Annotated in this window: 11 protein-coding genes; 7 read left to right on the forward strand and 4 right to left on the reverse strand. The window is 38.4% G+C overall.

The features are described 5' to 3' along the window. Positions 1-9: 9 nt before the first annotated feature. Positions 10-897, forward strand: a complete 888-nt coding sequence (locus CH361_RS01995) for an ATP-binding response regulator (RefSeq protein WP_100789145.1) — start codon at positions 10-12, stop codon at positions 895-897. Positions 898-956: 59 nt separating this feature from the next. On the opposite strand, the gene CH361_RS02000 is transcribed toward CH361_RS01995, so the two are convergent. Continuing rightward, a complete protein-coding gene (locus CH361_RS02000) occupies positions 957-2,303 on the reverse strand; it encodes a hypothetical protein (RefSeq protein WP_100789418.1) in 1,347 nt (448 codons plus the stop codon). A gap of 82 nt (positions 2,304-2,385) precedes the next feature. On the opposite strand from CH361_RS02000, the gene CH361_RS02005 reads away from it, so the two are divergent. Next, entirely contained in the window at positions 2,386-3,012 is a 627-nt protein-coding gene (locus tag CH361_RS02005; protein WP_100789146.1) for a hypothetical protein, read from the forward strand. Here CH361_RS02005 and CH361_RS02010 read toward each other — a convergent pair. Together CH361_RS02010 and CH361_RS02015 are read right to left on the reverse strand one after the other, a co-directional pair. Further along, positions 2,990-4,267 carry an oligosaccharide flippase family protein gene (locus CH361_RS02010; protein ID WP_100789147.1) on the reverse strand — a complete coding sequence of 426 codons (1,278 nt, stop codon included), beginning with the start codon at positions 4,265-4,267 and terminating at the stop codon, positions 2,990-2,992. The two genes, CH361_RS02005 and CH361_RS02010, sit on opposite strands and share 23 nt — an antisense overlap. Positions 4,268-4,270: 3 nt before the next feature. Beyond that, a complete protein-coding gene (locus tag CH361_RS02015; RefSeq protein ID WP_244279469.1) occupies positions 4,271-5,281 on the reverse strand; it encodes a phosphatase PAP2 family protein in 1,011 nt (336 codons plus the stop codon). A 71-nt stretch (positions 5,282-5,352) separates the two neighbouring features. On the opposite strand from CH361_RS02015, the gene CH361_RS02020 reads away from it, so the two are divergent. The 5 genes from CH361_RS02020 (at position 5,353) to CH361_RS02040 (ending at position 14,459) form a co-directional block, all read left to right on the forward strand. Next, positions 5,353-6,174, forward strand: a complete 822-nt coding sequence (locus tag CH361_RS02020) for a lysophospholipid acyltransferase family protein (RefSeq protein ID WP_208861378.1) — start codon at positions 5,353-5,355, stop codon at positions 6,172-6,174. A gap of 103 nt (positions 6,175-6,277) precedes the next feature. Then, complete coding sequence (locus tag CH361_RS02025; protein WP_100789150.1) at positions 6,278-9,652, forward strand: methylmalonyl-CoA mutase family protein; 3,375 nt, start codon at positions 6,278-6,280, stop codon at positions 9,650-9,652. 38 nt (positions 9,653-9,690) lie between these two features. Beyond that, the gene (locus CH361_RS02030; RefSeq protein WP_100789151.1) at positions 9,691-11,391 is read left to right on the forward strand and encodes a hypothetical protein; all 1,701 of its coding nucleotides are present in this window, start codon (positions 9,691-9,693) and stop codon (positions 11,389-11,391) included. A gap of 33 nt (positions 11,392-11,424) precedes the next feature. Further along, positions 11,425-12,009, forward strand: coding sequence for a permease (locus CH361_RS02035; protein ID WP_244279471.1), 585 nt, complete (start codon positions 11,425-11,427; stop codon positions 12,007-12,009). Beyond that, the gene (locus CH361_RS02040; protein WP_100789152.1) at positions 12,006-14,459 is read left to right on the forward strand and encodes a C1 family peptidase; all 2,454 of its coding nucleotides are present in this window, start codon (positions 12,006-12,008) and stop codon (positions 14,457-14,459) included. The genes CH361_RS02035 and CH361_RS02040 overlap by 4 nt, the downstream gene beginning before the upstream one ends. A 30-nt stretch (positions 14,460-14,489) precedes the next feature. Here CH361_RS02040 and CH361_RS02045 read toward each other — a convergent pair whose 3' ends face one another. Beyond that, complete coding sequence (locus CH361_RS02045) at positions 14,490-15,266, reverse strand: c-type cytochrome (protein ID WP_100789420.1); 777 nt, start codon at positions 15,264-15,266, stop codon at positions 14,490-14,492. Positions 15,267-15,347: the final 81 nt, after the last annotated feature.

The following is a 15,347-nucleotide window of genomic DNA, read 5'->3' on the forward strand; positions in this document are numbered from 1 at the left end:
CTTTATCCTATGAAAATCCTTTTTGTTGATGACGAAGATACAATCCGTGAGTTGTTCTGGGAATACTTTAAGGATGAATTTGATGTAACCCTTGCCTCTGACGGGTTAGAGGCACTTACGATTTCGAATCAAACTATTTTTGATTTGATTATTTCTGATATCAGCTTACCGAAATTAAATGGAATTCAATTCATTCAAAAACTGAGAGCGGATGGTAACCAAACTCCGTTTTTAGTCATCACAGGTGATAGTGACATTCAAATCGCCATTGATGTTTTTAGAATGGGTGCTGTTGATTTTTTTCTAAAACCATTCCGAATGGAAGCCCTTCGGTCTCGGATTAAAAAGTTTGAAAACGCTGATGTTGATTTAACACTTTTATTCAATAGCGGCGAAATCATTCAGTTCAGTGATGATTGTAAAATCAAACTTCGTCCTCAAATCAAAAAACTGAATTCATATATTGCATTCATCGTAAAACAGATTTTAAATTCACCACTGGCTACTCACGAGGATTTGATTTCCATTAAAATTGTATTGTATGAACTACTGGCAAATGCAATTGAACATGGTGTTGCCGGTGTAAGTTATGCAGAAAAACAACAATGTTTAGAAGCAAATGAGGACTATTTTAAACTAGTTGATTCCCGTTGTGCAGAAACTAAATGTTCTGTTTTTGTAGAGATCTCAATGGATGATGTGGGAGTCACAATTGTCATTCGAGATGAGGGGAATGGATTTGCTGTTAGCAAAATTCCGAACCCAGTGGTCAATCCCGCTGCCAACTTAGTGAGTGGGAGAGGAATTTTCCTCGCGAAGATGAATATTGATTCTATCGTTTATAATGAAAAAGGGAATGAGGTTCGGTTTTTCAAAACTTGGCACAAGTTGATGTAATCATAAATTACTTTGTTTTTCCCTTCTCATTAGTTTTTTCACCATTCACTTTCCCTAAATTAAAACTGAGTTCCTAAAGACACATAGAATCTTACGTATTCTTTTTTGGGTTCTTCTTCCGTAAATGGTTCTGTAATCAAAACACGCGTTTTTTGAGGATCCATCACTGTATAAGAAGCACTCACTTGGGCAAATAATTTACCATAGTCATTCGATAGAAAACTGAGTTTTCCAATGACCTCTGTTCCTTTTCCTAAAAGGGAATCTGATCGATTTAGAAAAATATCCGTACGAACCCAGGAATACCAATCGAAACCCAATTGTACTCCGTAAATACGATTCCCTTTGTTTTCAAAGTTTGGATTTTCTTTTGTGGGTACATCTCGAAACTGAGAAGGTTGGATGAAATCCAAAGATTGGTAGAGTAAAAAGGAAGAGTAACCCCCGAGGACACGCGGTTCCGCGAAATTCGACGCATAACCATTGCTATTTGAATCTAACCGATCCTTCTCATCTTTTTTGGTCACAAGACCCGCGAAAGCAAAACTAAGTTTTTCTCCTTTGGAATGGAGAGCAAAATATCCTAAATACGAGTTGGTTGCGATTTGTTTTTCAGACCAGGGAGAGTGGGAAGATTTGGATTCTCCCAGCAGCCGAATTCCAACAAGATCGATCGCCCAGGTTTCCCAAAATTTTTTAGACTGAAACTCCATTCCACTATAAGAGTAACGTCCGGAGACTCTTTGGCCGGATAGAACTTGCCCGTTGGTATTATGGTTCGGATCAGAGTAAACGTAATGGAAAAATCGAAATTCTTCCCAGAACAAAGTTTTTTCAGAACTTAAAAAACCGCCATAGATCTCTCGGCGATAACCTGTCCAGGGAGGCGCAAACCAATTTTCCCATTCTGGTTTGGCATTCAATTGAATCCCTGTTATGCGAAAACCGGAAGAATGAAAAATGGATACAGAGCCGTAATTGGCCATTCCCACAAAAAAGAATCCAAACCTGTCTAACCGGTTGAATCCTCGCCCTACTTCTAAAGATAATTGAATTCCAGAAATTTCCTTTGTGGCAAGGGCTGTGATTTCGGAATCATAAATCGTTCGCACTTCCTTTTCAACCACCCGCCCTTCCGAAAGACCCACTCGCGGTGCCAGAAGGATTCCTAAATTCCATCCTTGTCCTGCATAATAAACCAATGTGGGTGTTGTGAAGACCCCTTGCGCGTAATAACGATTTGCCTTTTCGGAATCTAATCCCCCTCTTTGGGATTGGAATTTACCCCCAGAGATGAGTTCTGTTTGGAACCCAAAACCCGGTTTTTCGGATCCATCGGGAATCTTTTGGTTCCGTTCTTTCACAACCACTCGTCCGAAGTTGCGGTTGGCCCTGTCATCATCCATAACAGAGTCTGAGTAAGATTCTGCGGAAAGTTTGGAAAAAAAAGAAAGTAAGAGAAGGGAAACTATCCCGATACTTTTAGGGATGAAGAAAATACTTTTGAAATACAGACATGGATTTCTTCTCATTTTCCCTCTTCTGTTGGTTATTTTTTCTTATAGGGAAGCTGACACTCGTTTTTCTCATGATTTGAATCGGTTTTTTGAAAAGGCCGACCATAGCAAAGAAGAGGCCGTGATCTTTACTTATTTGACAGAAGAAGAAACAACAGAATTTTCGGTTCGTCGAAGGAAAGAATTATCAAGAGCTATTGTTCGATTTTCTCAAAAATTACAATTTCCCGATGGCACTTTGTTAGGTGGATATCCACCCAATTCATCTTTATTTTTACTCGCCTGGGCAAAAACTAAATCGGAGTTTCGGAATACAAACGCGGGTGGATACGGAATTTTAGGTTTATCGGAACTATTTGTTCGTGAATTTGAATTATCATCTGGAACTAAAATCAATCGAGATTACGACATTCAAAATGATTCCATCCAATTGAAGATGGTCATTTTAAAACTAAAAGAATTTTTGGCAGAAGGAAAATCTGTAAAAGAAGCCTATTCGAAATTATATGGTAACAACATTTCTGCTAAAGAGTGGGATACTTTGGAAACAAACTATAAAAAAATATATGAGTTTGTTACTTCCGGAAGTAAGCCATAAAATAACCAGTCAAAAGTAACCAAGAAACGATCTGACCGAGAAATAGTGAGATCGCAGCTCCATTGGCACCCCAATCAGGAATGATCCAATAATCAAAAATTGCTCCGAATAGAAGGCGAAGTAAGGCAAGTCCTGCTAGGAGTCTTGGAAGTCCTAGTGCAAATAACGCGGTCCCTAATGGAGCAAAAACCAATTGGAGTAAAAAGTTAGGATATAGAATTTTAAATACTGAAATAGAATTTGTATATTTTGTTCCAAATAACAAGGTTAAGATGGGTTCTGCGAGTAAAATTCCTGGTGAAAGGATGATTGCGATCATTCCACCTAAAAAAACAGATTTTTTGAGAACGGTAGGGAACTCTTCTGTTTCCGCAAGCCTTGCTAGTTTAGGAAAGATAATCGAATTAAAAGTAGCAAGAATGATCACAAATCCACTAAACAACTGCAAGGCGGTTCCGTAGTCTGCAACAATTTCTGGCGGATGGAATTGGTTTAAAAAGAATATTTCCAAACGATCCGATAAGATTGCAAAGATAGAGGCTGCAAACGCCCAAAGATTAAAGAGTAATAGTTTTTTTTCGTTTGTTCGGATTTCTGTAGGTTCAGCCGTAAAAGTGATTTCTTCCTTTCCAAAAAAGAAAAAGAACAAAAACAAAACAAAGATAGGTGCAATACAAAAAATGGAAAGTATATCCATATAAGTAAGTGGATGTGCACTTGATTCAGAAAAATAAATTAAAAGTAAAAGTCGAATAACGTTTGGTAATGGATTCCAAAGTGATAAAGCTTTGTATTTACGGTAAGAAACAAAAAGACTTTCGAAATAAGAAATAAACGAAATGATGATCCCACCGAATAACAAAAGTAATAAAACGAAATAGTTTTCATCGCTGGAAATATAGGCAACAAAACAGACTAAAGATAAAAATATAAAGGAATAAAATTTAATACGTAGAGATGCATTTAGTATTGCACCCGGGTTTTCTTTTTTTTCTGCAATGGGTGAGATGTATTTGATGAGAGCGTTCGGGAGTCCAAACTCTGCTACTGCCAGGACCACAGGCAAAAAACCTAAGAAGTATTGGAGTTTTCCATTTTCCGCTTTGCTTAACAAATTCACGGAATAAATCATAAACACCAAGTTGGTGATGGCAGAGAGAGCCTTAGAACTACTAACAAAGAAAGAGTTTTTGAGAACTCCTTCCTTTAATAGTTCTAATTTTAGAATCTGAAAGATCTTTTTTAATTTTTGCATGTACTAGTTTTGCAAAAACTTTCCTTTTTGGATTTTTTGTAGAACCAAAGGGACAAGGAAAACAAGAGCAAATCCAACAACCAAATAACGGATGTATCGGAGAAACAAATCATCTTTCCAAATTGTTTTTTTGATCACCATTTCAGGAATCACATAAAGTAAAAAGATTACTATGGCTAATACTAACAATCGAACTAGAACGGTATTCCAAAAAATACGGAATTCTTTGGTGCCAAAGGAGAAAGTCAAATTAGGAAGTGACCAATCTAAAAATTCTGGCTTGCTAAATCTTGGATAAAAAAGAAGACCAAGCCAAAAACCAGCGAGAGCCCCACTTGCTGTTAAGACTCCCGACAAACTATGGTGATGTTCTACAGAAAGAAAGGGCGAGTCTAGAGCAATTGGGGATAAAGTCAGAACGATTCCCAAAAGACTTAAGGTTCGATAGTTCTTGGTAGAAAGGAAAGCCGGGACAGAATCTTTTTTGTAAAATCGATCGAGCAAAAACAAAATGATGAGTAAATGAATCACCCCCAATCCAAATCCTAAACTGACATCACCAAGATAATGAACCTTCAGATACATTCTGGAAAATGGCATAAGAATGATGATGAGAATGGATAAAATTCGAAACCAAAGTTTGGGAATCCTATAAGCTAACAATCCCCAGACGACAACGGCAGAATAGGCGTGGCCTGATGGCAAACCAAATGCCTTTTCATCGAATTCCTCTGGATAGGGAAAGGGTCTTGGGCTTTCTAAATAAAACTTTAAAATAGAAATCACGACTGCGGAAGTGAGGAGTCCCAGCGAAAGTTCAAAAGCAAGTTTTGGTCTGTGGTAAATGTAAACAAAGGAAATGAGACCAAGGAAAAAACTGCTTCCCCCCAATAAATGGCAGATGGTAGAAAGGGTGAGGAAAATTCCTCCGAGGCTGGGATCCCAAACATGAAGGGAATCTAGGGGGATGGGGGAAAACCAAAGGGAGCTCTGTGCCAGGAGGAGTTCTTTCATAGGAATTTCCATCTAAGATGAAAATCCAACTTGATTTCATAAAGTTTTATTTTGAAATATGTGATGTTTCTATGGATTCTAACCAAAACCCAGCTGATATTTTAGAAAGTCTCTTTGTCATCCCCAGGGAAGTTCCCAAAACCATCCTCCGTAACCTTCTCGAGCTCATTTATGATGTCAAAGTGGCTGGATCGGAAAACATTCCCGAATCTGGGGGAGCCCTCATCATTTCCAACCATACGGATTATTTGGACATTCCTGTCCAAGGTGCCTTTGCGGATCGAAAAATCGTCTATTTGGGGAAATATGAGCTCTTCCACCCGCAAGAAGAGATTATGGCCATCATCAATCACAAGAACTCTCCTTTTAATTATCCTCCTTTGAGCCTAACCAAACCAGTCGTTGAGGTTTTGGTGAACTCTCTCGGGAGTGTCGTGAAAAAAAACCTGATCAATTGGGGAAGTATGCCCATCATTCGGAATGCCGCCAAGGAGTCGGAAATGGACAAACGTGCGGCCATGGACTATTACGAAAAATTAGAAACCTATATGGTGGATCTGATGAAAGAGGGGGAACTTCTTTCGATTTACCCAGAAGGCTCTCGCTCCGAGACAGGGGAATTACAGTCTTTCCGAGCGATGGCGGCAAAACTTGCCATTCGTGCGGGGGTTCCGATCATTCCTTCTGGGATTGTGGGGGCGACCAATATGTCCAAACCCAAGGCCTTCCTAACGGGAGATGCTTTCAAAACCAAAATTCGTTACCTGATTGGCAAACCCATCCTTCCTTCTGAGTTTCCTGCGGGCCCTGAGAAAAAAGCCTCCAAAGAACTGACAGAAATCTTGGAAAATCGCGTTAGGGAGCTCATGAAACAGGCGGAGTCTATACTTTAGTCTCGACCTTTCGGGAAATTTATGACATAGTTTCCAAAGCTATGTCATTCCCGTCACATTTTGCAATTGAATCCGTAGCAATCTTTTTAGAACGTTGTTCTCTATGACCTCCGAAATTCTGACCTACACCCCCCAAAACAAAATTCGCTTCGTGACGGCGGCTTCTCTTTTTGATGGCCACGACGCCTCGATCAATATCATGCGGAGGATTTTGCAACAAAGTGGGGTGGAAGTGATCCACTTGGGACACAATAGGAGTGTCCAAGAGATCGTCCAATGTGCCATCCAAGAAGATGTACAAGGGATTGCGATCACAAGTTACCAAGGTGGTCATGTGGAATACTTCCAATACATGATTGATCTCTTAAAAAAAGAAGGGGCAGGTCATATTCGTGTGTTTGGTGGTGGTGGTGGGACCATCTTACCTTCCGAAATTGAAATTCTTCATAAATACGGTGTGGCTCATATTTATTCTCCCGATGAAGGGAGGACTCTTGGTTTGCAAGGGATGATCAACGATGTAGTTCAAAAGTCCGATTTTGCTACTCCACTTTCATTTAACGGTGATTTGGCGTCTCAGATCCAAAAGAAAAATTATTTAGCACTTGGACAAGCCATCACTCAGATGGAATTTTCTCTTTTGCAAGAAAAAACCAATTATTCGATCAATTTAGAATTTCCACCTCCCAAGAAAACCATTCCTGTTCTTGGGATTACGGGGACTGGTGGGGCCGGAAAATCTTCGTTAACTGATGAACTTGTACGTCGTTATTTACATGATTTTCCTAACCAAACCATTGCCATTCTTTCTGTAGATCCTTCGAAACGAAAAACTGGTGGAGCACTTCTTGGGGATCGGATTCGGATGAATTCGATTTTTAATGAAAGAGTGTATATGCGATCCTTTGCAACGAGAGAAGCAAATATTGCACTCAATAGAAGTGTCAAAGGTGCCATCCAAATTTTAAAATCTGCGGGTTACGACCTTATCATTGTGGAAACTGCGGGGATTGGACAAAGTGATTCCGAAATTACAGAAGTCGCGGATGTATCCTTATACGTGATGACACCTGAATACGGTGCTGCTACTCAGTTAGAAAAAATCGATATGATCGATTATGCAGATGTGATTTCGATCAACAAATTTGATAAACGAGGAGCTCTTGATGCCCTTCGGGATGTTAAAAAACAATACCAAAGGTCTCGCAATTTATTTAACGATACTGTGGATTCTATGCCTGTATATGGAACGATTGCTTCCCAGTTTCAAGATGCAGGAACCGATGAACTGTATGCTCATTTGATTGGTGTTGTGATTGGTAAATGTCAGTTGGATTGGAAAACCAATTCCTTAAAAAACCAATCAGGAAGAGAGGCTTCTGTAGTGCTTCCCCCTGATCGGGTTCGGTATTTGACAGAAATCAAAGAAGAAATCGATCGGAATGCGGAATGGATTCAAAAAGAAGCAGAACTTGCGAGATCCGCCTATCAACTGAAAGGTGCCATCGGGGTTCTTTCCAAAAAGGGAAAACCAACGGCCGATTTAGAATCCGAATACCAGTTATTATGGGATTCATTATCAGTAGATTCAAAAAACATATTAGATACTTGGTCTGAAAAAATCGAATCCTTTCGGAAGGAACAGTACTCTTACTTTGTGCGTGGAAAAGAAATCAAAGTAGATAATTATACGGTATCTTTAAGCCATCTCAAAATTCCAAAAATCGCCACACCTCGTTTTGTAGATTGGGGTGATATTTTACAATGGTCTTACCAAGAAAATTTTCCCGGATTTTTTCCCTACACTGCAGGTGTGTATCCATACAAACGAAGTGGGGAAGACCCAACGCGTATGTTTGCGGGAGAAGGTGGACCTGAACGAACAAACCGCCGTTTCCATTATTTGAGTTCGGGAATGCCCGCCAAACGTCTGTCAACTGCCTTTGATTCGGTGACTTTATACGGGGAAGATCCTGATGTTCGCCCTGATATTTACGGTAAAATTGGAAATTCAGGAGTGAATGTTGCCACTCTGGATGATGCTAAAAAACTTTATTCTGGATTTGATTTATGTGATCCTTCTACATCCGTATCAATGACCATCAATGGACCTGCTCCCATGGTACTTGCATTTTTTCTGAATGCGGCCATTGACCAGGCTTGTGAAAAATACATTCGCGCGGAAGGAAAAACCGAAGAGGTTCAGGCCCAAATTAAAAAAATCTATGAAGTGAAAGGACAAGTGGTTCCAAATTTCGATGGAACCTTACCTGAAACGAACGATGGTTTGGGTTTACTTTTGTTAGGTGTTACTGGTGATGAAGTTCTTCCGAATGATGTTTATACAAAATTAAAAAAAGATGCCCTATCTCAAGTGCGAGGTACTGTGCAAGCGGACATCTTAAAGGAAGACCAAGCACAAAATACATGTATCTTCTCCACAGAATTTGCTTTAAAGATGATGGGAGATATTCAACACCATTTCATTCAAAATGGGGTACGAAATTTTTATTCTGTTTCCATTAGTGGTTATCATATTGCTGAGGCTGGTGCTAATCCCATCACACAAGTGGCGTTTACATTGGCCAATGGATTTACTTATGTAGAATACTACTTAAGTCGGGGAATGGATATCAATGATTTTGCTCCTAACCTTTCCTTCTTTTTTTCCAATGGAATTGATCCTGAGTATTCTGTGATTGGGCGAGTGGCACGTAGGATTTGGGCCAAAGCGATGAAGTTCAAATACCGTGCGAACGAAAGATCACAAATGTTAAAGTACCATATCCAAACATCAGGTAGATCTCTCCATTCACAAGAAATCGATTTTAATGATATTAGAACCACATTGCAGGCGTTATATGCAATTTATGATAATTGTAACTCACTTCATACCAATGCGTATGACGAGGCGATTACCACACCGACAGAAGAATCAGTTCGCCGCGCTGTGGCTATTCAACTCATCATCAATCGGGAGCTTGGTCTTGCTAAAAACGAAAATCCATTACAAGGTGCCTTTATCATTGAAGAACTCACAGATCTAGTGGAAGAGGCAATTTTGACTGAATTCAATCGCTTGACGGAGCGAGGTGGAGTGCTCGGTGCTATGGAGCGGATGTACCAAAGGAATAAAATCCAAGAAGAGTCCCTCCATTATGAAACTTTAAAACATACGGGTGAATATCCGATTATTGGTGTGAATACTTTTCTCAATCGAAATGGATCTCCTACCGTCATTCCTGGGGAAGTCATTCGTTCGACCGATGAGGAGAAAAGGCAACAAATTGGAAATTTGAAGGCATTTCAAAAACGAAATGGAAACAAAACCGTTGAAGCAATTACAAAATTAAAACAAGTCGCTCGTGCGAAAGAAAATATCTTTCAAGAGTTACTCGAAACAGTGAAAGTGGCTTCCTTAGGGCAGATCTCTCATGCCTTGTACGAAGTGGGAGGTCAGTACCGCCGCAATATGTAAACAAAGGAAAGGGCAGTGAGTCTGCCCTTGGTGATTTTATGATTTCTTGGGATTTGATTAAAAAACACAAACTCGGAATTCCATTACTCTGGGACATAACCATGGTCTTTGTTGTCCTCGGCAACTTAGCCCTAATCATTTTTGATTTGAGTTACTTGAGTTTACGGCCGTTTTATTTTCATAAATTCCCTGAGATATTGAAATTATATGATAAACCGATTTTGGGAATTGAATCCCACCGCACCACAACTGCTTACACTGATTTGGTGGATGATCTAAAATATTTAACCCAACTACGAGATGATGATTTTAGAGAGAACCAAAGAAAAATCACCAGAGAAGAAATTTATAAAATTCTTACTTCTTTAAAATCGCAAGTATCAAATGAAAAATTTGATTCTTTATATGCTAACTTTGAGTCAGCGATTCAAATTGAAGATGTCCAACTCCGTAGAAAAAAAGTAGAAGAGACTTTGGTCCAACTGAATGATTTTTTTAGTGTTTTGGAAGAGACCGATGAAATCACAACTCTTAGTGAACTTTCTGAAAAATATGCTTTTATCAATCGTTTGAGTATAGAAACAAACGAATCCAAAGAAATTTTATCCATTTTTCAAAAAATGGATAAACGGATGTTAGAGATTGTAGAAACCAATCCATTTGCGATGTCTGGGCAAACCAAATTTTTATCAGAAATCCAAACCAATATCAAAAACGAATACCAAACTCATAAAACAAAAGCAAGGGATATCAAACTCAGACAAGAATTGGATCCAGTGTTAAATCGTGATCGGATTCCTTCTACCGTTGTTGCTTTTGCTTGGTTTTGGAGAGATCAGAACAGATCCCTAGAAGAAAAAATAGATTTTTTTAATTCCAATTTTAGAGAGTATTTTGCTCTCAATTATTACAGAGCGATATCCTCTGATGGAAATCCAGTTAACAACTATTTATTGTTAGATGCACCATTTTTATTTTTCTTTTTGGCTGAATTTATCATTAGTTGGCTCATTGCCATTAGAAAAAAATCATACATTGCTTGGTTTTTGTATCCCATTTATCATTGGTATGATGTTCTAGGACTCATTCCAATTGCAACGTTCCGTTTTTTCCGTTTGGTCCGTGTTTATAAAATTTACCTTATGTTACAAACGAATCAATTCACACGTATTTTAGGGAATGATTTGATCAGTAAAACATTAAGATATTATTCTAATATCATCAAAGAAGAGATTTCTGATATTGTTACGATTCAAATTTTAACAGAAACACAAAACGAAGTGAAGTCAGGAAATTCTCTTGACCAGTTGGTGAATGCCATCGATCAAAATCGGGATGAATTAAAAAAAGTAGCAATTAAAAATATCGCGAAATCAGCACAAAATCCAAACTTACAGGCGTTGATTCAAAATTTAGTTACAGAAGTATCGGAACGTGTTTCTGCGAATATGAAACCTATATCACTTCTTCCGAAAGAGATGCAAGCCAATCTTACAAAACAAATTAGTTTAACTATTTATAACGCGATTTCACAAGCAACAGTGGCCATGGCGACAGACCCTTCCGGGATAAAATCCATTGAGAACTTAATCGATTATCTTATAGATGAAATGATTGTTTTTGCTCAAGATCCTGATATGGTAAAACTCAATACAAATATTACGGTTGCTCTCATTGAGAATACGAAGAAGTCTATCGGTGAGAAAAAATGGCTGAAAGCTGAAATTGGAAATAGCTAAAACCTTTGATTCAAAAATTCCTTATAAATTTGAATGTTATTTTTCTATCGAAAAAAGTCTTGTTTTCTTTTGGAAACAAGATGTGATCAATCCACTTTGATTTCATTTTCCAAGTTTCTAATTTTTGTTTCTTTGTTTGTGCTCCCAGGACTTATACTAGTCTCTCAGTCCAATCAAAACAAAGTCCAAAGTAAAGTCTCGAATCTGAAAGATACAGAGAGGAATTGGAAACCAGTGAAACTCGTTTGGGAAGAAAGCTCTGGTGCTGTTGCTCCTGAGTTTCGGTATGGAAAACAATACCAATTGGTTGCTGGGCAAAAAAAAATCCTACTCACTCGAAAAGTTTCTCGTGCAGGAAAACAAATACTCAACGAAACAAAAGAAATATCTCCCAGTTTATATGAGTCTTGGATGCAAAAACTTTTTAATATTGGAATCAAAACTTTAACTTTTGAATCTCCACCAACAGAAACAATGACTGGTGTCAGTTATAATTTTGTCTCTTTTCAAATGGGAACCACCAAATCCAGGTTTTATTATCGTTTAGAAGAACGTAAAGAACCAACCTGGAAACAAAAGAATAGTATCATACAAATCATAGAGAGGATGAAACCATGAAATTAAAACATTTTTGGAAAACCATAGGACTGTTCCTTTTATTTACGAGTGCAGTTTTCGCAGAAGAATTTGATCCGAGTAGCGTTCGTTCCCCTGGGTGTAAACCGGGAACATTCTCTTGTGGTTACATTCCTAGTTCCAAAGAAATTCAGGATAGTATTCCTCTCAAAAGGGATTTTAATTCTTTTGATGAGTTACCAAAATCGATAGATTTATCTTCGCAAATGCCACCGGTTGGTAACCAAGGCCAACAAAATAGTTGTGTAGCTTGGGCATCCGGTTATGCAATTAAATCTTATTTACTAAAAAACAAAGGGCAAGCTACCGATTATGATCCGCCCTTTGCCGGAGGAAAGGGAAATAATGTTTTTTCTCCAGCCTTTATTTATAACCAACAGAACGGAGGAGTAGATCAAGGTTTATACTATTATAAAACAATGGAATTTTTGAAATCCAACGGTGTAGCTCCTTGGAGTGCAATGCCATACTCGGATAAAGATTTCCGCAGCCAACCATCAGCAAATTCAAAAAAAGAAGCTCTTAAGTATAAAATTAAATCATTCTCTAGGCTAAATTTTAAAAAACCAGATGAGATCAAACGAGTATTAGCTGGAAAGAATGTTGTACTAGCGGGAATGATCATTGATGATGCCTTTTATAAATTAAAAGGTTCTGCCATTTATGATGAGAACGGTGGCCAAAGTTATGGCGGACATGCTATGACCATTGTTGGTTATGATGATAACAAAAAATCAAAATCAGGAAAAAAGGGAGCTTTCAAATTACAAAACTCCTGGGGAACCAGTTGGGGGGATAAAGGGTTTGGTTGGGTATCTTATTCTATGCTTGCAAAAGTAGGACAAGAAACCTATGCGATCATTGATGAACCAGCTCCGCAAAATACACCAACGCCAACAGTGGTTGTCCCTCCCCAAAAACAGATCATTCCACCAACAGATATCAAAGTTTCCAAAGGAGAATTTGATACAAAAGTTGTTTTAACATGGAACCACCAGGATTTGGCAGTTGCTTATTTGATCCAAAGAAAGGAAGAAGCAGATTTTTATGATTTAGGATATGCAGATAAACCGAGTTTTACTGATCTATATGTTTCACCTAATTCTACTTATGTGTATCGTATTCTTTCTATAGGTGCGGAAGAAGTTTCCGTGGCATCGGTAGAAGTAGAAGGTTTTACCGCAGCGGAACCACAGACAAATGGAAATATCGGTCAAGTTGTTGGTTTAACTGGGCTTGTATATGTGACAGGTAATTCTCCAAATGTAGATTTGAGTTGGTCGGAATTAGATGGGGTAACTAGTTATACGATTGCGCGTTCTGATTCGTCTTTCAAATGGAAAAATATTGGAATAAGTAAAACTCCAAGTTTTATCGATTCTTCTCCAAAAGTTGGGGAATCGAATTATTACCGAGTGAGTGCTCTTGTGCAGTCGAAACCGTCAGGCGATTGGAGTGAAACGGTTTCTGTAAATGTGGCAGACCAATCATTTTTACCTAATCAGGTTGGCCACTTAACAGCCACTAGTGGAGATTTTGCAAATAAAATTATTTTGAGTTGGGCTGCTGCTCCAGGTGCAAGCATTTATTATTTGTATCGATTTGACGAAAATGCAGAACCGTCTGGTCAGTTCGAAATTTCGGGAACTAGTTATACGGACACAGATCAATCCATTCAAAACGGAAGACAATTTTTATATACAGTCATTGCGGCAAATGATCTTGGTTATGCGGAGCCAAGTGATGTGGTTTTTGGAAAAACAGATCCGGGACTTACCAAAAGAGCAGGAGGTGTGACTCTTTCTCCACCAAAACAATTAACGACAAATCCTGTGGGTAAAGATAAACTCATTACTTTAAAATGGGATTCTGTGAAGGATAGTTTTGAATATTATATATATCGTAAGCAGGTGAAAGGAGTAGGGAAACCAGGAAAACTGGAATTTGTTTCTGCCGTTGAAGGTAAAAAAACTGCGTTTAGTGAAACCTTTCCAGGTAACTCAGGAGATTTATTTTTATATTCAGTTCGATCCAAATCAGAATTTGGTTCTGAGTCAAAGGATTCAAACTTTGTATCTGTGTTTTGGAATGAACCAAAATTACAAGTGAAAAAGAGAACTATGTCTTTAGAAGAGTTGCCTACTTCATTTGTGGGTACCTGGTCTTCCATGTATTGGAATCCAAAATCGGGCCCACAAACTGTTCTGGTTGAAATTCAAGGGAATGGTCAAGATTTTGTCGCAAAGTTAAAGTTAGATGGTAGGGATGTTCAACAATTTAAGGGAACATGGTCGCCAGGAAGTCATACTTTGAAGGCTAATGGATTTTTGTTCGAGTTATCTACATCATTAGAAGGGACTTCTTTGGCTCAGTTCCAATCCGTTAAAGATCTTGAGAATGGATCTGAACTGAGTTTCACCAAAGATAAATGATTTAGATTTTCGTTTTGTTAGGTTGAAAAATCAAATTGTTTGTAAATACATCCATAATGCTTTGAGTTCTGTGTCTGTTAGTTGACCCAAACTTTGCCAAGGCATTGGATATTTCATTTTTGAACCATCGGGTCGTTTCCCTGATCTGATGGTTTGGATGAAATTAGATTCTGTATAATTTGTTAAACCATTTTTGCTGATGTCCTGTGCCTGTGGCCATTCTGGTGGTGCACCTTGAATCGGCCCTCCTTTTAAATTAAATCCATGACAACCTGTACAAGTGGATGCAATATATTTTCCATACTCCAAAGAAACAGAAGGTTTAATATTTGTTAAGTGAACTATATCATGATTTATGATTTCAGCAGAAACAAACACCGGAATTTCTCCAATCAAATATAAAAATCTTCCTAAGGGGCCTGGTTTGATATCTCCTTGTGGTTTTTCTATGGCCGGTGTGGAACGTAAATAGGAAATTAGTTTTCCAATGTCTTCATTTGTCATTCCTTGAAAATCTGTGGAAGGCATAAAGATTAAGGCCTTACCATTTTTACCTACACCGTGTCGGATGGCTACGGCAAGTTCTTCATCGGATCTTTCTGATAAAACTCCTCCTTTACCCAATGTTAGGTTAGATCCGGATAAAGTGCCGATTGCAGGATCATCAATAAATGTTTTTCCACTTCCATCTACGTCATGGCAATCACCACAACCTCGGGATTGGTAAAGGCGTTTTCCTTCTGATATGTCAGCGGGTTTCGAGAATTTGGGAATTGGAACAGTTTTTATTGCATATGTTTTGTTCATTCGTATGGAGCTGATCGTATAGATGGCTGTGGCCATGAGAACGAGAAAGCCCACTAAGGAAAGAAAGGTGATCAATAGAAT

The sequence above is a fragment of the Leptospira brenneri genome (assembly GCF_002812125.1).
In the GTDB taxonomy this organism is placed as follows: Bacteria; Spirochaetota; Leptospiria; order Leptospirales; family Leptospiraceae; genus Leptospira_A; species Leptospira_A brenneri.